This window comes from Actinomadura madurae (assembly GCF_047130825.1).
GTDB lineage: Bacteria > Actinomycetota > Actinomycetes > Streptosporangiales > Streptosporangiaceae > Spirillospora > Spirillospora madurae.
Window position 1 is genome coordinate 607389 of the sequence record NZ_CP083237.1, and the last position, 21318, is coordinate 628706.

Below are 21318 nucleotides of genomic sequence, written 5' to 3' on the forward strand. Positions count from 1 at the left end.
CCCAGTACCAGCGATCCCCGGACGATCCGGAGCACGTCCCTCATGCGAAGCCCACCGTCCCTTCCCGGCGGGCCCGGTCCACGTAGCGGCGCGTCAGCGACAGCCCCGCCGCCATCGCCGCCGCGCCGAGCCCGGGGATCGCCGTGAACGGCCTGGCCCAGCCGTGCGCCTCACCGCGCACGGCGTCGCGCAGCAGGTCCGCGCTCCAGGACAGGAACGCGGCATGGTTGAGCGGATGCAGCCAGCCGGGCAGCGCTGTGACCGGGACGAGGATCCCGCCGAGGGTGTAGAACGGGTAGCCAAGCGAGTTCTGCAGAACCTCCCGCGCGCGACACCACGAGCGCCGCCGACAGCGGCGTCGCCGTCCCCACCGTCGCCAGGCAGGTGACCGCGACCGCGAGCGCGAGCAGCGCGGGGTCGGCGACCGTCACCACCCTGCCGAATCCGAGCGCCGCCACGGTCCACGACTCCGCGAACGCCGCGGCACCCACCAGCACCACCGTCGCGACCCGTCCGGCCACCACCGGGCCCAGTGGGACGGGCGCCGCGATCATCGGGGAGAACCGCCCGGCCCAGCGGTCCTCGGGGACGATGCGCCCGGCGTGGTCGAGCGCGGCGACCCAGAGCCCGTGTCGGCGACCACGTCGTGGCCGAGGATCCGCGCGGACCCGCCCGACGGCAGCAGCACGGTGGAGAGGATCTTGATGAGGGTGGTCCTGCCCGCGCCGTTCGGGCCGAGCAGGCCGTGGGTCTCGTTCTGCCCGACGGTCAGGGTCAGGTCGCCCAGGGCGACGACGGGGTCCCGGCGGCCGCGCTCGTAGGTGCGGCGCAGGCGGGAGGTGTGCACGGCGGCTTCCGTGCCTCGACCGTCACCGTAAGGAGGGGCGCGGAGCCATAAGGCGGCGCCTTATCTCACACCAGGCCGCGGTCGCGGGCGGCGGCTGCGGCCTCGCCCCGGGAGGCGACGCCGAGCTTGGCGAGGATGTTGGAGACGTGGACGCTGGCGGTCTTGGGGGAGATGACCAGCTCTTCGGCGATCTCCCGGTTGGACCGTCCGCGCGCCAGCAGCCGGACGACCTCCGCCTCGCGGGCGGTGAGCGGGCCGCCGGACGGTCCTGCGAGGCCGGCGCGGCGGGCGCGTTCGGAGATCCGCCGGGCCAGCGGCGCGGCGCCGAGGGCGGCGGCGATCCCGGCGGCGCGGCCCAGCCGGGACCTCGCGCTCGACCGGTCCCGGTCCGCCAGGTCGGCGCAGGCGGCGTCGAACAGGGCGGAGGCGAGCGGATACGGCCGCTCCAGCCGCTCCCAGATGCCGATCACCGTGTCCCAGGCGGCGGGGCCGCCGGTCAGGGCGGTCACGGCCGCCCGGTGCGCCTCGGCCACCGGGGTCACGGCGGACAGCCGTCCGGCGACCTCCGCGATCCGGGAGAGCGACGGGCCTCCGGCGCGGGCGGCGGCCTCCAGCAGCGGCCAGGCGTAGCAGGGCTGGACGGTCAGCCGCGGATGGCGCAGGGCGGCCTCGGCGGTGGCACGTGCCGCCGCCCGGTCGTCCGCCGACAGCCTCCACTCGATGATCATCTGTGCGAGGGGCAGCGCGGCCTGCGGGAACCCGGCGTCGGGCGGGACGGCCAGGGCCTCCGGATCGGGTTCCGGGCCGCCGCCCCGTGCGGCGAGCAGCGCGATGCGCCAGATCATCATCTGGAGCCGGAACGACGGGGCGTGATGGCGGTCGAGGTGCCGCTGGAGCGTGTCGGCGGCCTCGTCCCAGCGGCCCAGCCGGTACAGCGTCTCGACCAGGTTGGCGGCCAGCGGCAGGCCCCTGCTGTGCGTGAGCCCCGCCTGCTCCGCGGCGGCGAGGCCCTCGGCCGCGAGCGCCAGCGCGTCGGCGGAGCGGCCCGCGTTCATGGCGCAGTGCATCAGCGTGTTGAGCGCCCGGATGCGCTCCGGCGGGTCGAGGTCCCGATGCCGGAGCCGCTCCAGCCCGGTCAGGTCGCCGTCGCCGTCCCGCGCCGCCGCGGCGGCGACGGTGACCTCCAGACCTGAGCCTTCCACCGGCGGGCCTAGGCGGCGGGCCAGTTCCAGCCCCTCCCGGCCGAGCCGCGCGGCCTCGACGGCCTCCCCGCGCACCAGCAGCCGGGCGCTCAGCTGGGCGAGGACCCGGACGCGGACGGGCCCGGGCTCGGTGGCGAGGCGCTCGGCTTCGCGGAGGTCGGCCATCTCGTCGTCGCCGCTCTCCTGGAACCCGCGCATCATCGCCCGGAGGGCGAGCAGCTCCGGGGCGCTCTGGCCGGACTCGCGGAGCATCCGCTCGACGAGCGGGAGGCCGCGGTGCGGATCGCCCGCCGCTCCCGCGGCCTGGGCTGCGTTCATCATGACCTCGTGGCGGGTGCAGCCGGTGAGGGACGCCGCTTCCGGCACGCGGTCCCACAGGTCCAGGACGCGTTCCAGCATGCTCAGCACTTCGGCGTAGGCCGTGGCCGCGTGCCGCTCCCCGGCGGCCCGCCACGCCGCGGCCAGGGCCTTCGCATGGTCGCCGCAGCCCTGCCAGTGGACCGCCAGTGCGCTCTCCGGCGTCTCGCTGAGGTCGGGGGAGCGCTCGATGACCTCGGCATACCGGCGGTGGAGGGCGGAGCGTTCGCCCGGGAGAAGGTTCCCGTGGACGGCCTCGCGGATGAGCGCGTGCCGGAACGCGTACCCGTCACGGTCCGGGACGAGCAGACCGTGATCCACGGCCTGCCGCAGCGCCTCGCTCAGGGCGGGGTCGGCCTGGCCGGTGACCGCCGCCAGCAGCGCGTGCCCGACCCGGTCACCGGCGGCGCTCACCGCGCTCAGCGCCGTCCGGGCGCTGACGGGCAGCCGCCGGACGCGGTCGAGCAGCAGGTCGCGCAGGGACCCCGGCACCGTGTCGCCGGGGTTACCGGCGAGCGCCTCGACGAACAGGGGATTGCCGCCGGCGCGCGCGTGGGCGTGCCGCACCAGGACCGGGTCGGCGTCTCCGAGGATGCCGCGCACCTGGTCGCCCACCTCGGCCGCCGTGAGAGGCGGCAGGTCCAGCCGGGTGACGTGGGGGAGCCGGGCCAGCTCGGCGAACCACGGCCGCGCGTCCGGCTCCTCGGGGCGGAAGGTGACCACCGGCAGCACCCGGGCGCGCGGCGGGTTGCGGAACAGGAACGTCAGCAGGTCGCGGGTGGAGCGGTCGGCCCAGTGCGCGTCCTCCACCACCAGGACGGCCGGTTCGGCCGCGCCCGCCCGCTCGATCAGCGTGAGGACGTGCTCGAACAGGCGCATCTGGCCGGTGCCGTCGTCCGGCGGAAGCGCGGCGGCGGTCAGCGCGGGCATCAGGCGGGCCAGGTCCGGCAGGGCGGCCGCGGGCATCAGCGAGGTGATCGCGTCCCGGCCGAGGTGCCGCAGGATCGCGCTGAACGGGGCGTACGGCAGGCTCGCGGCGCCGAGGTCGAGGCACCCGCCGGTCAGCGTGCGCAGGTCGCGGGTGAACTCGGTGACCAGGCGCGTCTTCCCGCCGCCGGCCTCACCGCCGATGAGCACGGCGGCGGGCTCGCCGGCGCACGCCCGCGCGTGCGCCGCGCGTAACTCGCGCAGCTCCGCGGCCCGTCCGGCGAAGACGGGGCTGACGTTTCTCATCCGCACAGCATGGCGATTCTTAACGCTACTTGTGTTGCGATAAATCGTGGGGTAGTCTTCGACAGGTCACATTGCCGCCCGGCTGGGGAGTCCGTTGAGGATCTGAGGTCCGACACCGCGCAGTGGCCGCTGACGGCCCCGCGCACGTGACCTCAGTACGGACTCCGAACCCGCCGGGCTTTCTCATGCCCCGCCGGCGCGTCGCGCGATCCGCGGTGTCTCCATGCGTCCCGCACCTTCTCTTCCACCATGGAGGCCACCCCTATGTCTTTCGCGATCGTGTGCTCGGACCTGTCGTTCGCCTGGGAGGACGGCACCGTCGTCCTGGACGGCCTGGACGCCGCCTTCGGCACCGGCCGGACGGGACTGATCGGCGTGAACGGGTCCGGCAAGTCCACCCTGCTGAAGATCATCGCTGGGGAGCTGCGTCCCGGGTCGGGCGGTGTCGCCGTGGAGGGGGAGATCGGCTACCTGCCGCAGAACCTCGTCCTCGACGGCACGGCCACGGTCTCGGACCTGCTCGGCATCACCGCGACGCGCGCCGCGCTGCACGCCATCGAACGCGGTGAGGCCACCGAGGAGAACTTCGCCGCCGTGGGGGACGACTGGGACGTCGAGGAGCGCGCCCGCGCCGAGCTCGACCGGCTCGGCCTCGTCCACCTCGACCTGGACCGGACCGTCCCGACGCTGTCGGGCGGCGAGGCGGTGATGGTCGGGCTCGCGGCCCGGTTCCTCGCCCGTCCCGACGTCCTCCTGCTCGACGAGCCGACCAACAACCTCGATCTGGACGCGCGGCATCGCCTCTACGACGCGGTCGCGTCCTGGACGGGCGTGCTCGTGGTCGTCAGCCACGACCGCGAGCTGCTCGACCGCGTCGACGAGATCGCCGACCTGCGGGACGGTGAGATCCGGACGTTCGGCGGCAACCTGTCCGCCTATGAGGACCTGCTCGCCGTCGAGAAGGAGGCCGCGGAACGCACGGTCAGGGCGGCCGAGACCGACCTGCGCCGCCAGAAGCGCGAGCTGGAGGAGGCGCACGTCAAGCTGGCCCGCCGCCGGCGGTACGGCAAGAAGATGCAGGAGAGCAAGCGCGAGCCGAAGATCGTCATGGGGGCGCGCAAGCGGGCCGCGCAGGAGTCGGCCGGCAAGCACCGCATCATGCACGAGGAGCGGCTCGCCGACGCCCGGACGAGGCTCACCGAGGCGGAAGGGGCGGTCCGCGAGGACGCCGAGATCCGCGTCGAGCTGCCCGCCACCCGCGTCCCGGCCGGGCGGACGGTCATGACCGTGACCGGGCTCGCCGCGCCCGAGCCGGAGCCCGGCACGCTGACCGAGCTGATCGTCCGGGGTCCGGAGCGGATCGCGCTGGTCGGCCCGAACGGGTCCGGCAAGACCACACTCCTGCGGGCGCTCACCGGCGACCGCGTCCCGGAGGGGGTGGCCGTCAAGATCGGCGTGGACGGCGTCCGGTACCTGCCGCAGCGGCTCGACGTCCTGGACGAGGGGCTCAGCGTCGCCGGCAACGTCCGCGCGCAGGCGCCCTCGGCGTCGCCGCCCGAGGTCAGGGCGGGGCTCGCGCGGTTCCTGTTCCGCGGCGCGCGGGCCGACCAGCTCGCCGGGACGCTGTCGGGCGGCGAGCGTTTCCGCGCCGTGCTGGCGTCGCTGCTGCTCGCCGAGCCCGCCCCGCGGCTCCTCCTGCTGGACGAGCCGACGAACAACCTCGACATGGCCAGCGCCGCGCAGCTCGGCCAGGCCCTCGCCGCCTACGAGGGCGCGCTGATCGTGGTCAGCCACGATGTGCCGTTCCTGCGCACGCTCGGCCTCACCCGCTGGCTCCGGATGGACCGCGCGACCGGCCTGACCGAGATCGAGCCGATGGAGTGAGCCGCAGAGCGTCCGAGTGCGGAAAAATGCGGTGATCTCCGTATCCGCCGCTGTTACGGTCATGGTCGACACGAGGGGAGTGACGGGGTGCCGACCAAGCTGAACCAGATCATCGCGGTGGAGAAGGGCGTCAAGAGCAAGTCCTTCCAGGACCTGACCGCCGCGCACCACGCCGTCCAGAAGGCTCCGCTGCTGTCCGGCATCTCGCGGGCCTACCAGCCGAAGGACGAGGACGGCGAGCAGCTGCCGCCGGAGTCCACCCGGGTGCAGACCAAGGTGGACGACGTCCTGCGCGAGGTCACGGCCTCGCTGACGCGGCTGTTCGACGTGACCGCCACGAAGGACTGGGCGAACTGCACCGCCCGCGCCGACGTGACGGTGGACGGCACGACCCTCCTGCGCGACGTGCCCGTCTCCTACCTGCTGTTCCTGGAGAAGCAGCTGAAGGACCTGCACACCTTCGTCAAGAAGCTGCCGGTGCTGGACGCCGCGGAGACGTGGACGTTCGACCCCTCCACCGACGTGTGGCGGACGGAGGCCGTCCGCACCGTGAAGACCAGGAAGGTCCCGCGCAACCACGTCAAGGCGGAGGCGACGGAGAAGCACCCGGCCCAGGTCGAGGTGTACTACGAGGACGTCGCCGTCGGGCACTGGACGACGGTGAAGTTCTCCGGCGCCCTCCCGGCGCGGCGCGTCAACGAGCTGCTCGGCCGCGTCGAGCGGCTGCAGGACGCGGTCAAGTTCGCGCGCGAGGAGGCCAACGGCATCGAGGTGACGGACCAGCGCGTCGGCGAGGCGGTCTTCGGATACCTCTTCGCCTGATCCGCCGGCGCGGTGGATACGGGACAACTCAATAGGAACAAGTCGACAGGGGACAGGTCACCAGGATCCCTCCGCCATAGAGCGGAGGGTGCGCGAGGAGCGCAAGCTGAAGCTGAAGCCGAAGCTGATCAGGGCCGGCGACAGTGCGGGTTCGAATCCCGCCCCCGGCATCCAGGCCGGGGTAGCCCAACCGGTAGAGGCAGTCCGCCCGCTCAAACTCAGACTCTCGCTCCAGACTCAGCATTCACCGCCGATCGCCGGATCGCGCGGACGTGGACGATCACCCTTGAGATGCCGGTTCGAGTCCGGCTCGCTCCGCTCGTGGGGCGATGGCGTAACGGCAACGCGCGAGGGCTTCAGGCTGATCCGCGTCCATCCATGTGCCGGCGTGCCAAATGGGCGGTAACCACAGGGGCCCGGGGGGCGGCAAAACCCCCGGGCCCCGCTCCGCGCCCGGCGTCAGGTCAGCACGCGCTTGGTGAACGTGCGGGTCGCGGCCCACGTCAGCAGGACCGTCCCGCCGACGATGGCCACGAGGAACGCCCAGACCGGCATGTGCGGGATGTCCGGCGTGAGCGCGCTGCGCAGCCCCTCGCTGACGTACACCAGCGGGTTGAACAGGCTGGCGATCTGCAGCCAGCGGATGTTCTCCAGCGCCGACCACGGGTAGTACACGCAGCCGAGCATCGTCATCGGCAGCAGCACCATCGCGAACAGCACCTGGACCTTCTGCGGGTTCATCAGCGTCCCGAGCAGCAGGCCGCCCGACGCCGACAGCAGCGACCCGGCCACCATCACCAGGATCAGCACCGGCCAGTTGCTCACGTGCACCTCGGGCGACTGCCCCTCGGCGTGGATGAACAGCACGGCGGGGAACACCAGCAGCCCGCCGATCAGCCCCTGCACGGCCGCCGCGATGATCTTCTGGGTGGCCAGCAGCGGGATGGGCACCGGGGCGAGCGCCCGGTCGGTGATGGACTTCTGCCAGTTCAGCTCCATCATCAGCGGGAAGATCACCGCCATCATCGCCTGCATGATGATCGAGGAGCCGACGAGGCCGGGCAGCAGGATGGTGGAGAACGTCGGCCCGCCCGGCCCGCCCGCCATGGCGCCGCCGCCGAGCTTGGGCAGCACGTAGGCGAACACGAACACGAACATCACCGGCTGCACCAGCACCCGGACGAACGTCGACAGGAAGTTCTTGCGCATGACCCGCGCCTCGCGCGCCATCATCGCGGCGAAGGTGCGGGGCAGGGTCGCCCGCGCCGGCGGCGGCGGGGCCAGGACGGCGGGCGCGGCGGTCGCGGTCATTCTCGGTAGTCCCTTCCGGTGAGGGTGAGGAAGACGGTCTCCAGGCTGGGCCGCAGCTGCGTGGCGTCGGTGACGCCGACGCCGGCGGCCGACCCGATGGTGACGAGCTCGCCGAGGATGCCGTCGGGTTCGGCGGCGAACACGCGCACCTGGCCGCCGGTGACCTCGACCCGGCCGATGCCCTCCCGGTCGCCGAGCTTCCTGATCTCCTCCGGGGCGGCGGAGTCGTAGGTCACGGTGATGACGGTGTCGGCGCCCGCGCTGGACTTGAGCTGGTCCACGGTGCCGCTGGCGAGGATCTTGCCGTGGTCGACGACCGCGACCCGGTCGCAGAGCGCCTCGGCCTCCTCCATGTAGTGGGTGGTGAGGACGATGGTCTGCCCGGCCGCCTGCAGGCCCCGCAGCACCTCCCACAGGTTCGTGCGGGTCTGCGGGTCGAGGCCGGCGGTCGGTTCGTCCAGGAACAGCACCTCCGGCCCGTGCATGAGGGCCCGGCAGATCATGACGCGCTTGGCCTGCCCGCCGGAGATCTCGAAGGGGTTGCCGCCGCGCTGCTCGGTGAGCCCGAACAGCTCCAGCAGCTCGGCGGCCCGCGCGCGGGCGTCGCGCGCGCCCAGCCCGAAGTACCGGCCCCGGAACTCCAGGTTCTCGGCGACGGTCAGGTCGCTGTCGAGGGTGTTGTTCTGCGACACCACGCCGATGCGCCGCTTGATCTCGACGGCGTCCTTCACCACGTCCAGGCCGGTCACGTGCGCGCTGCCGCCGGTCGGGACGACCAGCGTGGTGAGCATGCCGATGGTGGTCGACTTGCCCGCGCCGTTCGGGCCGAGCAGCCCGAAGAACTCGCCGCGCGGGACGTCCAGGTCGATGCCCTGCACGGCGGGCACCGCCGGGCGCGGACCGGACGCGGGGTAGGTCTTCTTGAGGCCGACCGTGCGGACGGCGGCCTCCGGGGGTTCTGTCACGCGCCCTCTTCCTTCTCTTCCTCGTCGGGGGAGTAGTTCTCGAACTTGTCGATCAGCTTGAGCAGGAACCTGCGGACGGCCGCCTCGTCCTCCTCGTCGACGACGTCGTAGAGGCGGGCGAGATCCCGGCCGATGGGCGCGGACTTCTCCGCCAGCAGCCGCCGGCCGGAGTCGGTGATGCGCAGCATCACGCCGCGCCGGTCGCGGTAGGAGCGTTCGCGGCGCACGTGCCCGTTGCGTTCCAGGGTGTCGACCACCGAGGTGACCGTGGCCGGGGTGACGAGCAGGCGCTTGGCGACCTCGCCGGGACGCAGCCCGTCCTCGACGACGAGCAGCCGCAGCAGGAAGAACCCCGCGGGGCTGATGCCGTGCCTCTCGATGATCCGCCACACGATGGGGCCGGACATCCGGGCCGCGGCCCCGAACAGCCGTCCGATCGGCCACTCCTCCACGGGCCCGAAGAGCTTCAGGTCCTCGATGCTGGATTTCTCCATGACCGATGATGTTAGAGGGCTGATGATTAGAGGGCAAATCTTTAGACCTCTAACTACCTCGCATCGGCCCTGTGGCGCTCGTCTCAGCGGGCGGGAAAGGCGACCCCGTCGTTGAATAGACATCCAGCCTCATGCATACTCTTGCTTGATACGCATGAAGGGCGGGGACATGGGAATCCGGACGGCGGTCGCCGGCGCCAGCGGTTACGCGGGCGGCGAGCTGCTGCGCATCCTGGCGGGACATCCAGAGTTCGAGATCGGCGCGCTGACGGCGGGCTCCAACGCGGGCACCGAACTGGGCGCGCACCAGCCGCACCTGCGATCCCTCGCCGGACGCGTCCTGGAGGAGACCACCCCGGAGGCGCTCTCCGGCCACGACGTGGTGTTCCTGGCGCTGCCGCACGGGCAGTCCGGTCCGATCGCCGAACGGCTCGGCGCGGACGTGCTGGTCGTCGACTGCGGTGCCGACCACCGGCTCTCCGACGCCGCCGCCTGGGAGCGGTTCTACGGGACGCCCCACGCCGGCACCTGGCCCTACGGCCTCCCCGAACTGCCCGGCCACCGGGACGCGCTGCGCGCCACCAGGCGCGTCGCCGTCCCCGGCTGCTACCCGACCGCGGTGTCGCTCGCGCTCTTCCCTGCGTTCGCCGCCGGCCTCGCCGAACCCGACGTCGTCGTGGTCGCCGCGTCCGGCACCTCGGGCGCCGGACGGGCCCTCAAACCGCACCTGCTGGGCAGCGAGGTGATGGGCTCGGTGTCCGCCTACGCCGCCGGCGGGACGCATAGGCATACGCCCGAGATGATCCAGAACCTCGGCGCGGTCGCGGGGGAGCCGGTCACGGTCTCCTTCACCCCGACGCTCGCCCCGATGAGCCGCGGCATCCTCGCCACCTGCACCGCCAGGGCCCGGCCCGGCGTCACCGCCGCGGCGCTGCGCGCCGCGTACGAGGAGGCGTACGCGGACGAGCCGTTCCTCGGGCTCCTGCCGGAGGGGCGGTGGCCCGCGACGTCCATGACGCTCGGCGCGAACACCGTCCTCGTCCAGGCCGCCCTGGACGAGGCGGCCGGCCGCCTCGTCGTGGTCGCCGCCGTCGACAACCTCACCAAGGGCACCGCGGGCGGCGCGGTGCAGAGCGCCAACCTCGCCCTCGGCCTCCCGGAAGAACTCGGGCTGACCACGATCGGAGTGTCCCCTTGAGCGTCACCGCCCCCCGGGGTTTCCGCGCCGCCGGCGTCGTCGCCGGGCTGAAGGACAGCGGCAGCCGCGACCTGGCCCTCGTCGTCAACGACGGGCCGTCCCGCGCCGCCGCCGGCGTCTTCACCCGCAACCGCGTGAAGGCCGCGCCCGTCCTGTGGTCGGAGCAGGTGCTCAAGGGCGGCCGCGTCCGCGCGGTCGTGCTGAACGCGGGCGGCGCCAACGCGTGCACCGGCTCCGCGGGCTTCCAGGACACCCACGCCACCGCCGAGAAGGCGGCCGGCGTCATCGAGGACTCGGCGGGCGAGATCGCGGTCTGCTCCACCGGGCTGATCGGCGAGCGGCTCCCCATGGACCTGCTGCTGCCCGGCGTCGAGAAGGCCGCCGCGGAGCTGTCGCGCGGGGACGGCGGGCTCGCCGCCGCCGACGCGATCCGCACCACCGACACCGTCGCGAAGATCGCCTTCCGGCAGGGCGCCGGCGGCTACATGATCGGGGCGATGGCCAAGGGCGCGGGCATGCTCGCGCCGTCCCTGGCGACCATGCTGTGCGTCGTCACCACCGACGCCGACCTGCCCGCGGCGGCGCTGGACCGGGCGCTGCGCGCCGCCACCGGCGTCACCCTCGACCGGCTCGACTCCGACGGGTGCATGTCCACCAACGACACCGTCCTGCTGCTCGCCTCGGGCGCCGCCGGGGTCGTCCCGGACGAGGAGGAGTTCACCGCCCTGCTCACCGAGGTGTGCGGCGACCTCACCCGGCAGCTGCTCGTGGACGCCGAGGGCGCGTCCAAGGCCATCGCGATCGAGGTCGTCGGCGCCGCGTCCGAGGACGACGCCGTCACCGTCGGGCGCTCCATCGCCCGCAACAACCTGCTCAAGTGCGCCATCCACGGCGAGGACCCGAACTGGGGCCGGGTGCTGTCGGCGGTCGGCACCACCGACGCGGTCTTCGAGCCCGACCAGGTGAACGTCGCGATCAACGGCGTGTGGGTGTGCCGCGACGGCTCGTTCGGCGACGACCGCGACAAGGTCGACCTGCGCCCCCGCGACGTGACGATCACCGTCGACCTGTCCGCCGGCCCGCACAGCGCGACCGTCTGGACGACCGACCTCACGGCCGACTACGTCCACGAGAACTCGGCGTACTCCACATGAGCGCGGTCACTCCCGGCGCCGAGATGCGCAAGAACCGGCTCGGCGTCATGTCGAAGGCGGAGACGCTGATCAAGGCGCTGCCGTGGCTGGAGCGGTTCCACGGCAGGACCGTCGTGATCAAGTACGGCGGGCACGCGATGACCGACGAGGAGCTGCGGCACTCGTTCGCCGAGGACGTCGTGTTCCTGCGCTACGCGGGGCTGAAGCCGGTGATCGTGCACGGCGGCGGACCGCAGATCAACGAGGCGCTCGCCCGCAACGGCATCGACTCGACGTTCACCGCCGGGCTGCGGGTCACCACGCCGGAGGCCATGGAGGTCGTCCGGATGGTGCTGACCGGCCAGGTGCAGCGGGACGTCGTCGGGCTGATCAACCGGCACGGGCCGTTCGCCCTCGGCATGTCCGGCGAGGACGCGAACCTGTTCACCGCCGAGCGCAAGCACGCGGTCGTGGACGGCGAGGCCGTCGACATCGGCCAGGTCGGCGAGATCGTCGAGGTGCAGGTCGGCGCCGTCCGTTCGCTGCTGGACGACGGCCGCGTCCCGGTGATCTCCAGCATCGCGCGCGGCGACGACGGCGAGGTCTACAACGTCAACGCCGACACGGCCGCCGCCGCGCTCGCCGTCGCGCTGGACGCGGAGAAGCTCGTCGTCCTCACCGACGTCGAGGGCCTCTACGCGGACTGGCCCGACAGCGACGACGTGATCGACCGGCTCACCACCGACGAGCTGGCCGTCCTGCTGCCGGGCCTGTCGGCCGGGATGGTGCCGAAGATGGAGGCCTGCCTGACGGCCGTGCGCGGCGGCGTCCCGCAGGCCCACGTGCTGGACGGCCGCGTCCTGCACTCGCTGCTTCTGGAGATCTTCACCGACGAAGGGATCGGAACGATGGTGCTGCCCAGCCTCCCGGGTGCCGCTGCGGCGAAGCATGGAACAGAGGCAGAGACGGCATGAGCGGAGCGAACCGGGGGGTGCGGGGGGTCGTCCCCCCGCAGGAGACAGGCATGAGCGATCTCAGGGAGCGGTTCGAGGCGGCGTTCATGCCGAACTACGGCGTCCCGCCGGTGGCGCTGGCGCGCGGTGAGGGCTGCCGGGTGTGGGACACCGAGGGCCGCGAGTATCTCGACCTCATCGCCGGGATCGCGGTCAACTCGCTCGGGCACGCCCACCCTGCCCTCGTGGCGGCGGTGTCGTCGCAGGTCGCGACGCTGGCGCACACGTCCAACCTGTTCCTGCACGAGCCGGAGGTGCTGCTCGCCGAGCGGCTGCGGGACCTGCTCGGCGGCGGCCGGGTGTTCCTCGCCAACAGCGGCACCGAGGCCAACGAGTGCGCGCTGAAGCTCGCCATCAAGTACGGGAAGGCGAACGGGCGGTCGTACTTCGTCGCGGCGGAGAACGGGTTCCACGGCCGCTCCCTCGGCGCGCTGTCCCTGACGGGCAAGGCGTCGATCCGGGAGCCGTTCGGGCCGTTCGGCATCGACGTCAGGTTCGTGCCCTACGGCGACGCCGCGGCCCTGGAGGACGCGGTGGACGAGGACTGCGCGGCGGTCTTCCTGGAGCCCACGCAGGGCGAGGCCGGTGTCGTCCCGCCGCCGGACGGCTACTTCGCCGCCGCCCGCCGCGTCTGCGACGAGGCGGGCGCGCTGTTCGTCGCCGACGAGATCCAGTCCGCGATCGGCCGGACGGGGACCTGGTTCGCGTTCGAGCACGAGAACGCCAGGCCCGACGTCCTCACCCTCGCCAAGGGCCTGGGCGGAGGGCTCCCGATCGGGGCGTGCGTCGCGTTCGGGCCGAACGGCGACCTGTTCGCCAAGGGCGACCACGGCAGCACCTTCGGCGGCAACCCGGTGGCAGCGGCGGCGGCCCTCGCCGTCCTCACCACCATCGAGAAGGACGGCCTGCTCGCCCACGCCGCCGCCGTGGGGGAGACCCTCGCTGCGGAGCTCGACGCCATCGGCCACCCGCTCCTCGCGGGCGTGCGGGGCCGCGGGCTGTGGCGGGCGGCGGTCCTCACCGGCCCGCACGCGCCCGCCGTCGAGGCCGCCGCGCGCGACGCCGGCTTCCTGGTCAACGCGCTCCAGCCGGACGCCGTCCGCCTCGCCCCGCCGCTGATCCTCACCGCCGAGCAGGCGCGGTCGTTCGCCGGCGCGTTCCCCGCTATCCTCGACGCTGCCTCCCCTGAGCAGGAGAACTGACCGTGACCAGGCACTTCCTCCGCGACGACGACCTGACTCCCGCCGAGCAGGCCGACGTCCTCGACCTCGCCGCGCAGGTGAAGAAGGACCGGTTCGGGCATCGGCCGCTGGAGGGCCCCCGGTCGGTGGCCGTGCTGTTCGACAAGCCCTCCACCCGGACGCGGATCTCGTTCACCGTCGGCATCGCCGAACTCGGCGGCAACCCGCTCGTGATGGACGCCGGGACGAGCCAGCTCGGCCGCGGCGAGACCATCGCCGACACCGCGCGCGTCCTCGAACGGCAGGTCAGCGCGATCGTGTGGCGGACGGCCGGGCAGGAGCGCATCGAGGAGATGGCCGCCGGCACCACCGTCCCGGTGGTCAACGCCCTCACCGACGAGTTCCACCCCTGCCAGGTCCTCGCCGACCTGCAGACCGTCCGGGAGGCCAAGGGCGACCTGCGCGGCGTCACCCTCGCCTACTTCGGCGACGGCGCCAACAACATGGCGCACTCCTACCTGCTCGGCTGCGCCACCGCGGGGATGCACGTCCGCGTCGCCGCCCCCGCGCCGCTGCCCCCCGACCCCGCCGTCCTGGCCCGCGCCACCGAGATCGCCGGCGCCACCGGCGGGTCCGTGACCGTCACCGACGACGCCCGCGCCGCCGCCGCCGGCGCCGACGTCCTCGCCACCGACACGTGGGTGTCGATGGGCCAGCAGGGCAAGGACACCTCGCTGTACGAGCCGTACGCCGTCGACGACGTCCTGCTCGCACTGGCCGCCCCGGAGGCGGTCGTGCTGCACTGCCTGCCCGCCTACCGCGGCAAGGAGATCGCCGCGTCCGTCCTGGACGGCCCCCAGAGCAGGGTGTGGGACGAGGCGGAGAACCGGCTGCACGCCCAGAAGGCGCTGCTCGTCTGGCTGCTGGAGCGCGCCCGGTGACGACCCCCATGACCAAGGCCGCCCGGCACGCCCGGGTGATCGAGCTGCTGACCCGGCACCCCGTCCACTCCCAGGGCGAGCTGGCGAAGCTGCTCGGCGACGCGGGCGTCGAGGTCACCCAGGCCACGCTGTCCCGCGACCTGGTCGAGATCGGCGCGGTCAAGCTGCGCGCCGACGACGGCAGCCTGATCTACGCCGTCCCCGGCGAGGGCGGCGAGCGGATCCGGCGGGCCCGCACCGGCGCCGCCGAGACCTTCACCGGACGGCTCTCCCGGCTCGCCGCCGAACTGCTCGTCTCGGCCGAGGCGTCGGCCAATCTGGTCATGGTGCGGACCCCGCCCGGCGCCGCCCAGTACCTCGCCTCGGCGATCGACCACGCCGAGTGGCCGGCGATCCTCGGCACCGTCGCCGGCGACGACTCGATCCTCGTGATCGCCCGCGACCCGCAGGGCGGGGAGGACCTGGCGCAGGCGCTGCTCAGGCTGACCGGCGGCCGCGAGCGACGAGCCTAGGCCGGCGCGTTCGCCGTACCCTGTGGCGGACGCCACGAGCGCCGCGCCGCCGCGTGCCGCGTCCGTGCGCGGGGCGGCCGGACGGCGTGGTGAGATGGCAATGACCGAACGTTCAGCGGTGGGAAGAAGAGGATCTCCGTGACCAAGGCACCGACGCGGCTGTGGGGCGGCCGGTTCGAAGGCGGCCCGTCGGACGCGCTCGCGCGGCTCTCGGTGAGCGTCCAGTTCGACTGGCGGCTCGCCCCCTACGACCTGATGGGCTCGCGCGCGCACGCCCGCGTCCTGAACCGCGCGGGGCTGCTCACCGACGACGAGCTGGAACGCATGATCGGTGCCCTGGACGACCTGGAGACGGCGTGCCGCAGCGGCGAGTTCCGCCCCACGGTCGCCGACGAGGACGTCCACACCGCCCTGGAGCGCGGCCTGCTCGAACGCCTCGGCGCCCTCGGCGGCAAGCTGCGCGCCGGCCGCAGCCGCAACGACCAGGTCGCCACCGACCTGCGCCTCTACCTCCGCGACCACGCCCGGCAGATCGTCTCGCGGCTGGTCGAACTGGAGACCGCGCTGATCGCGCAGGCCGAGCACAACCTCGGCGTCGCCGCGCCCGGCATGACGCACCTCCAGCACGCCCAGCCCGTGCTGTTCTCCCACCAGCTCCTCGCGCACGTCCAGCCGCTCACCCGCGACATCGACCGGCTGCGCGACTGGGACCGGCGCGCCGCCGTGTCCCCGCTCGGCTCCGGCGCCCTCGCCGGGTCGTCGCTCCCGCTGGACCCCCAGGCCACCGCCGCCGAGCTCGGCTTCGACGGCGCCGCGCCCAACTCGATGGACGCCGTCGCCGACCGCGACTTCGTCGCCGAGTTCCTGTTCGCGGCGGCGCTCGCCGGCGTGCACCTGTCGCGGCTCGGCGAGGAGATCTGCCTCTGGGCGTCGCAGGAGTTCCGCTGGATCGAGATGGACGACACCTACGCCACCGGGTCGTCGATCATGCCGCAGAAGAAGAACCCCGACGTCGCGGAGCTGGCCCGCGGCAAGGCGGGCCGCCTCATCGGCCACCTCGTCGGCCTGCTCACGACCCTCAAGGGCCTCCCGCTCACCTACAACCGCGACCTGCAGGAGGACAAGGAGGGCGCCTTCGACGCCGTCGAGACGCTGCTGCTCGTCCTGCCCGCCATGTCCGGGCTCATCGCGACGATGCGGGTCAACACCGAGCGGCTGGAGGCCCTCGCCCCCGCCGGCTTCGCGCTCGCCACCGACCTGGCCGAGCTGCTCGTCCGGCGCGGCGTGGCGTTCCGGGACGCCCACGAGGTCGTCGGGCACCTCGTCGTCTGGTGCCAGGTCCACGACAAGGACTTCGACGACCTCACCGACGAGGAGCTCGGCAAGGTGTCGCCGCACCTGACGCCGGACGTCCGCGAGGTCCTGAACGTGCAGGGCGCCCTGGCCTCGCGCAAGGCCTACGGCGGGACCGCGCCCGACCGCGTCCGCGAGCAGATCGGCGCACTGCGCGCGCTCGTCAACGAGCACGCCGCCTGGGCGTCCGGCTCGGACTCCTGAGCCGGCGCGCGGCGCCGCGGGCCGGCCGGTGAACCGTTTCCTGGACCAGGATGAGGCGATGTACGGAGCGTTGCTGCCACGGGACTTCTTCGACCGCCCGGTGGACGAGGTGGCACCGTCGCTCCTGGGGCATGTGATCACGCATCGCACCCCGGAAGGCGAGGTGGCCGCGCGGCTCACCGAGGCCGAGGCGTACGCGGGTCCCCTGGACCCCGCGTCCCACGCCTACCGGGGACGGACGCGGCGCAACGAGGTGATGTTCGGCCCTCCCGGCCACGTCTACGTGTACTTCACCTACGGCATGCACTTCTGCATGAACCTCGTCTGCGGGCCGGACGGGACGTCCATGGCGGTGCTGCTCCGCGCCGGCGAGATCATCGTGGGGGAGGACATCGCCCGCGCGCGGCGGCCCCGCTCGACCGTCCGCGACCTGGCCCGCGGCCCCGCCCGGCTCTGCCAGGCCCTCGGCGTCGCCCGGGAGCAGAACGGCCTGGACGTGTGCTCGCCCGGCGGGCCGATGACCGTCCACGAGGGCGACTCCGCCGACCCCCGGCTGATCCGCAACGGGCCGCGCACCGGGGTGAACGGGGCCAAGGAGGTCCCGTGGAGGTTCTGGATCGACGGCGACCGGACCGTGTCCCCCTACCGGCCCCACGTCCCGCGGCAGCGCAGGAAGGCCCCCGCCGATGGCTGACCCCGCACCGCCCGCCGCGCTCGCCGGCGGCGCCGCGCCGGCGAGCCGCCGGCGACGTCCGGCGCGGCTGCTGTTCGCGGCCGCCCTCGCCGTGCTCCTGGTGCTCACCGCCGCGGTCATCCTCGACCGCCTGCTCGGGCGGACCTCCGTGGTCGGCGGCGTCCAGAAGCAGCCCGCCTCGGTGAAGTACCAGGACGGCCGCACGCACTACGCCGCGGTCACCCGCACCCGCAGCTGGGTATTCGACCGCCACGTGAACTACCGGCTGTACACGGGAAGCGATCCGAGCCTGCACTACGGATACTTCGTCCGCCTGGGCTTCGGGACGCCCGAGCAGCGCCCGGTCATCAAGGCCGTGAAATGGGACGACAGAGGCATCAGGGTGACATTCGCGTCGGGCCACGAGGTGTTCGTTCCCACCCGCTACTTCGTCGGCGGACGTTGAATATCGTTGGCGTGACACCCGCCCGCCGAGGCACCCTGGCGGGCACATGGAAAGCAAGCCGGAGACGAGGGAGACCGTGACCGACATCCTGGACGATCTCGCGTGGCGCGGCCTGATCGCGCAGTCCACCGATCTGGACGAACTGCGGGCGTTGCTCGCCGCGGGACCGGTCACCCTCTATTGCGGCTTCGACCCGACGGCGCCGTCCCTGCACCTCGGGAACCTGATCCAGATCCTCACGCTGCGCCGCTTCCAGCGGGCGGGGCACCGGCCCATCGGCCTCGTCGGCGGCGCCACCGGCCTCATCGGCGACCCGAGCGGCAAGAGCGCCGAACGCGTCCTGAACTCGGAGGACACCGTCGCCGCCTGGGTCGAGCGGGTCCGCGGCCAGGTGTCGACGTTCCTCGACTTCCATGACGGCCCGACCGGCGCCACCATGGTCAGCAACCTCGACTGGACGGGCCCGATGTCGGCCATCGAGTTCCTGCGCGACATCGGCAAGCACTTCCCGGTGAACCGGATGCTCGCCCGCGAAACGGTCAAGGCACGCCTCGAGACGACGGGGATGAGCTACACCGAGTTCAGCTACGTCCTGCTCCAGTCGATGGACTTCCTGGAGCTGTACCGGCGCCACGGATGCCTGTTGCAGACCGGCGGCAGCGACCAGTGGGGCAACCTCACCGCGGGCGTCGACCTCATCCGCCGCGTCGAGGGCGGCAGCGCGCACGCTCTGACCACCCCGCTGCTCACCAAGGCGGACGGATCCAAGTTCGGCAAGACCGCGGGCGGCGAGACCTACTGGCTCGACCCGGAGCTGACCTCGCCGTACGCGTTCTACCAGTTCTGGATCAACGCCGACGACCGGGACGTGGAGAAGTTCCTCAAGTTCTTCAGCTTCCGTCCCCGCGAGGAGATCGAGGACCTGGTCAAGCAGGGCGCCGACCGTCCGGCCGCGCGTGCCCCGCAGCGGGCGCTCGCCGAGGAGATGACCACGCTCGTGCACGGCGCCGACGAGACCGCCAGGGTCATCGCGGCCTCGCGCGCCCTGTTCGGCCAGGGAGCCCTGGAGGAACTGGACGAGCGGACGCTGAAGGCCGCCCTGGCCGAAGTGCCCCGCACTGAGGTCCCCCCGGGTGAGCTGCCGACCGTCGTGGACCTGCTGGCGGCGTCCGGCCTGTGCAAGAGCAAGTCGGAGGCACGCCGTGCCATCGCCCAGGGCGGCGCCTACCTCAACAACGCCAAGGTGCAGTCGGAGGACGCCGTACCGGCCGCCGCCGACCTGCTCCACGGCCGCTTCCTCGTCCTGCGGCGCGGCAAGCGCAACGTGGGCGGCGTCGAGGTGACGGCGTCCTGAACCAACCCGTCGCGACCGCCCGTCCGGCCTGTTCCGGGCGGGCGGTCGCCATGGTGAGGGAAAACTTCGGTAGATACACGTCACAGTGCGGTTACGAGCGACGGATCCGGGCATGTTCATAGGCCGGAAAACAACATGTGACCTGCGGAATCAAGCCCGGCCGAGTCGATTTGACGCTCCTGTCGGGTGGATCTAATGTTCTACACGCCCCACGGGGGAGCGGGACGCCGGAAGGCGGCCGGCCCGGTGAGGAACCCCTGACAGACCACTCGGCGGAGACTCGTCTCCGCTCAAATGGGACGTCTAGGGCCGTACCGTCCAGAGTTGGACGAAGAGGACGGATCGGGTACGATTGAAGGGTTGCCCCGGAGTCGGGACCGTGAGAGCGGGGTCCGGCGCGGTGGGTGTCCGTTTCTTGAGAACTCAACAGCGTGTTAAAAGCCAGTGCCTTTATCGGTTCGGCCTGTTGTGGCTGGACCGCCCCGTGACCGTCCCCGTGTGGGGGTGGTCTGGGATTTCTTTGAGGCAATGCACAGACCCTTGGGGTTTTGTGTTTGCTGGGATTTTCTTCGAGGTTTGGCCGGCTGGGGTTCGCGCCTTGGTTGGTCGTTAGGCCTTAATGGAGAGTTTGATCCTGGCTCAGGACGAACGCTGGCGGCGTGCTTAACACATGCAAGTCGAGCGGAAAGGCCCCTTCGGGGGTACTCGAGCGGCGAACGGGTGAGTAACACGTGAGCAACCTGCCCCTGACTCTGGGATAAGCCCGGGAAACTGGGTCTAATACCGGATGTGACGCACTCTCGCATGGGATGTGTGTGGAAAGTTTTTCGGTTGGGGATGGGCTCGCGGCCTATCAGCTTGTTGGTGGGGTGATGGCCTACCAAGGCGACGACGGGTAACCGGCCTGAGAGGGCGACCGGTCACACTGGGACTGAGACACGGCCCAGACTCCTACGGGAGGCAGCAGTGGGGAATATTGCGCAATGGGCGGAAGCCTGACGCAGCGACGCCGCGTGAGGGATGACGGCCTTCGGGTTGTAAACCTCTTTCAGCAGGGACGAAGCTAACGTGACGGTACCTGCAGAAGAAGCGCCGGCTAACTACGTGCCAGCAGCCGCGGTAATACGTAGGGCGCAAGCGTTGTCCGGAATTATTGGGCGTAAAGAGCTCGTAGGCGGTTTGTCGCGTCTGTCGTGAAAGCCCACGGCTTAACCGTGGGTCTGCGGTGGATACGGGCAGACTAGAGGCAGGTAGGGGAGAATGGAATTCCCGGTGTAGCGGTGAAATGCGCAGATATCGGGAGGAACACCGGTGGCGAAGGCGGTTCTCTGGGCCTGTACTGACGCTGAGGAGCGAAAGCGTGGGGAGCGAACAGGATTAGATACCCTGGTAGTCCACGCCGTAAACGTTGGGCGCTAGGTGTGGGGTTCTTCCACGGATTCCGCGCCGTAGCTAACGCATTAAGCGCCCCGCCTGGGGAGTACGGCCGCAAGGCTAAAACTCAAAGGAATTGACGGGGGCCCGCACAAGCGGCGGAGCATGTTCGACGCAACGCGAAGTTCCAAGGCTTGACATTGCCGGAAAACCTGCAGTGTGGGGTCCTTTTTGGGCCGGTGACAGGTGGTGCATGGCTGTCGTCAGTGTCGTGTGAGTTGTTGGGTTAAGTCCCGCAACGAGCGCAACCCTCGTTCCATGTTGCCAGCACTTCGGGTGGGGACTCATGGGAGACCGCCGGGGTCAACTCGGAGGAAGGTGGGGATGACGTCAAGTCATCATGCCCCTTATGTCTTGGCTGCAAACATGCTACAATGGCCGGTACAGAGGGCTGCGATACCGTGAGGTGGAGCGAATCCCTTAAAGCCGGTCTCAGTTCGGATCGAAGTCTGCAACTCGACTTCGTGAAGTCGGAGTCGCTAGTAATCGCAGATCAGCAACGCTGCGGTGAATACGTTCCCGGGCCTTGTACACACCGCCCGTCACGTCACGAAAGTCGGCAACACCCGAAGCCCGTGGCCCAACCCTTGTGGGGGGAGCGGTCGAAGGTGGGGCCGGCGATTGGGACGAAGTCGTAACAAGGTAGCCGTACCGGAAGGTGCGGCTGGATCACCTCCTTTCTAAGGAGCACACAACTGGCCAGGGCTGCTTCCCCTGTGGAAGGCCCGGGTCGGTGGCCGC

The 21318-nt window shown here is 71.8% G+C and carries 18 protein-coding genes and 1 rRNA gene; 13 read left to right on the top strand and 6 right to left on the bottom strand.

Annotated elements, in window-relative coordinates; translation table 11 throughout:
* Positions 1–40: 40 nt before the first annotated feature.
* From K8Z49_RS02825 to K8Z49_RS02835, 3 genes are all read right to left on the bottom strand, one after another.
* On the bottom strand, positions 41–181 hold the full coding sequence (locus tag K8Z49_RS02825; RefSeq protein ID WP_021597472.1) for a hypothetical protein: 141 nt from the start codon (positions 179–181) through the stop codon (positions 41–43).
* A gap of 369 nt (positions 182–550) precedes the next feature.
* Entirely contained in the window at positions 551–847 is a 297-nt protein-coding gene (locus K8Z49_RS02830; RefSeq protein WP_412517546.1) for an ATP-binding cassette domain-containing protein, read from the bottom strand.
* Positions 848–912: 65 nt separating this feature from the next.
* Positions 913–3639: an ATP-binding protein gene (locus tag K8Z49_RS02835; protein ID WP_412517547.1), complete on the bottom strand. Its 2727-nt coding sequence runs from the start codon at positions 3637–3639 to the stop codon at positions 913–915.
* Positions 3640–3903: 264 nt separating this feature from the next.
* Between K8Z49_RS02835 and K8Z49_RS02840 the strand changes: the two genes are divergently transcribed.
* Together K8Z49_RS02840 and K8Z49_RS02845 are read left to right on the top strand one after the other, a co-directional pair.
* The gene (locus tag K8Z49_RS02840) at positions 3904–5523 is read left to right on the top strand and encodes an ABC-F family ATP-binding cassette domain-containing protein (protein ID WP_412517548.1); all 1620 of its coding nucleotides are present in this window, start codon (positions 3904–3906) and stop codon (positions 5521–5523) included.
* A gap of 87 nt (positions 5524–5610) precedes the next feature.
* Positions 5611–6345 (top strand): hypothetical protein, encoded by a 735-nt coding sequence (locus tag K8Z49_RS02845; protein WP_021596143.1) that lies wholly within the window; start codon positions 5611–5613, stop codon positions 6343–6345.
* Between the two features lie 459 nt (positions 6346–6804).
* On the opposite strand, the gene K8Z49_RS02850 is transcribed toward K8Z49_RS02845, so the two are convergent.
* The 3 genes from K8Z49_RS02850 to K8Z49_RS02860 are packed head-to-tail and all read right to left on the bottom strand — an operon-like array spanning position 6805 to position 9115.
* Complete coding sequence (locus K8Z49_RS02850; RefSeq protein ID WP_021596142.1) at positions 6805–7656, bottom strand: ABC transporter permease; 852 nt, start codon at positions 7654–7656, stop codon at positions 6805–6807.
* Positions 7653–8621 carry an ABC transporter ATP-binding protein gene (locus K8Z49_RS02855; protein WP_075024403.1) on the bottom strand — a complete coding sequence of 323 codons (969 nt, stop codon included), beginning with the start codon at positions 8619–8621 and terminating at the stop codon, positions 7653–7655. The genes K8Z49_RS02850 and K8Z49_RS02855 overlap by 4 nt, the downstream gene beginning before the upstream one ends.
* The gene (locus K8Z49_RS02860; protein WP_021596140.1) at positions 8618–9115 is read right to left on the bottom strand and encodes a MarR family winged helix-turn-helix transcriptional regulator; all 498 of its coding nucleotides are present in this window, start codon (positions 9113–9115) and stop codon (positions 8618–8620) included. The genes K8Z49_RS02855 and K8Z49_RS02860 overlap by 4 nt, the downstream gene beginning before the upstream one ends.
* A gap of 169 nt (positions 9116–9284) precedes the next feature.
* Between K8Z49_RS02860 and argC the strand changes: the two genes are divergently transcribed.
* The 11 genes from argC to K8Z49_RS02915 all read left to right on the top strand — a co-directional run bounded on the left by argC (position 9285) and on the right by K8Z49_RS02915 (position 21257).
* Positions 9285–10313 carry an N-acetyl-gamma-glutamyl-phosphate reductase gene (argC, locus tag K8Z49_RS02865; RefSeq protein WP_021596139.1) on the top strand — a complete coding sequence of 343 codons (1029 nt, stop codon included), beginning with the start codon at positions 9285–9287 and terminating at the stop codon, positions 10311–10313.
* Positions 10310–11467, top strand: a complete 1158-nt coding sequence (argJ, locus tag K8Z49_RS02870; protein ID WP_021596138.1) for a bifunctional glutamate N-acetyltransferase/amino-acid acetyltransferase ArgJ — start codon at positions 10310–10312, stop codon at positions 11465–11467. The genes argC and argJ overlap by 4 nt, the downstream gene beginning before the upstream one ends.
* A gap of 23 nt (positions 11468–11490) precedes the next feature.
* On the top strand, positions 11491–12420 hold the full coding sequence (argB, locus tag K8Z49_RS02875) for an acetylglutamate kinase (protein ID WP_024936533.1): 930 nt from the start codon (positions 11491–11493) through the stop codon (positions 12418–12420).
* A 50-nt stretch (positions 12421–12470) separates the two neighbouring features.
* A complete protein-coding gene (locus K8Z49_RS02880; RefSeq protein WP_075024401.1) occupies positions 12471–13661 on the top strand; it encodes an acetylornithine transaminase in 1191 nt (396 codons plus the stop codon).
* 2 nt (positions 13662–13663) lie between these two features.
* Entirely contained in the window at positions 13664–14581 is a 918-nt protein-coding gene (argF, locus tag K8Z49_RS02885; protein WP_412517549.1) for an ornithine carbamoyltransferase, read from the top strand.
* Between the two features lie 8 nt (positions 14582–14589).
* A complete protein-coding gene (locus tag K8Z49_RS02890; RefSeq protein WP_021596134.1) occupies positions 14590–15093 on the top strand; it encodes an arginine repressor in 504 nt (167 codons plus the stop codon).
* Positions 15094–15231: 138 nt separating this feature from the next.
* A complete protein-coding gene (gene argH, locus K8Z49_RS02895; protein ID WP_075024400.1) occupies positions 15232–16650 on the top strand; it encodes an argininosuccinate lyase in 1419 nt (472 codons plus the stop codon).
* Between the two features lie 58 nt (positions 16651–16708).
* Positions 16709–17344, top strand: a complete 636-nt coding sequence (locus K8Z49_RS02900) for a DNA-3-methyladenine glycosylase (RefSeq protein ID WP_111831636.1) — start codon at positions 16709–16711, stop codon at positions 17342–17344.
* Complete coding sequence (locus K8Z49_RS02905) at positions 17337–17789, top strand: hypothetical protein (protein WP_412517550.1); 453 nt, start codon at positions 17337–17339, stop codon at positions 17787–17789. Before K8Z49_RS02900 ends, K8Z49_RS02905 begins: the two co-directional genes overlap by 8 nt.
* Before the next feature lie 76 nt (positions 17790–17865).
* The gene (gene tyrS / locus K8Z49_RS02910) at positions 17866–19143 is read left to right on the top strand and encodes a tyrosine--tRNA ligase (RefSeq protein WP_412520982.1); all 1278 of its coding nucleotides are present in this window, start codon (positions 17866–17868) and stop codon (positions 19141–19143) included.
* A gap of 616 nt (positions 19144–19759) precedes the next feature.
* Positions 19760–21257 (top strand): 16S ribosomal RNA (locus tag K8Z49_RS02915).
* Positions 21258–21318: the final 61 nt, after the last annotated feature.